This is a genomic window from Vibrio sp. YT-19(2023) (genome assembly GCF_033337395.1).
In genome coordinates this window covers 1-517 of the sequence record NZ_JAWOQN010001151.1, presented here as the reverse complement: position 1 = coordinate 517, position 517 = coordinate 1, and the positions used below count along the sequence as shown (strand labels likewise).

Annotated in this window: 1 pseudogene; it reads left to right on the top strand. The window is 45.5% G+C overall.

The features are described 5' to 3' along the window. Positions 1-517: pseudogene (locus tag R7E78_RS30560) on the top strand (MSHA biogenesis protein MshI); the annotation flags it as partial.

Sequence of the window (517 nt, the reverse complement as noted above, 5' to 3'; positions counted from 1 at the left end):
CATTTAAAGCCGAAGAAAGATCTCCTTACGCTAAAAAATGTGGCGATTTCTTGGGGCGCGGCTGCGGCTGTGATTCTGTTGTCTTACGGCTACGTGTCTTGGCAAAGTGAAGGTTTGGAAGATGAAATCGCGATTGTGAAAGGCAAGGGCGATATTCTTAAATCTGACTTAGATTACTACCAAGTGAAGCTGCGAAAGCATCAGCCTGATCCAAATAAGTTAGCGGCTAAAGCGCGTCTAGAGCGTGAAGTCAAAGCTAAGCGAGATTCCTTGAAAGCGGTGGGCAAGTACGATGATTCGCAACGCACGGGTTACTCAGGTGTGATGCAGTCATTAGCAAAATTGGGCAACCAAGAAATCTCTTTATCCGAAATTCGCATCAACAACAACATCTTGGATTTAAAAGGCTTAGCGAAAGCTCCGAGTTCAGTGCCGAGTTGGGTAAGCCAGTTCAAGAATGAGATCAGTCTTGTTGGGAGAACATTTGACGACGTGAAAATCGGTCGCAATGAGAAAG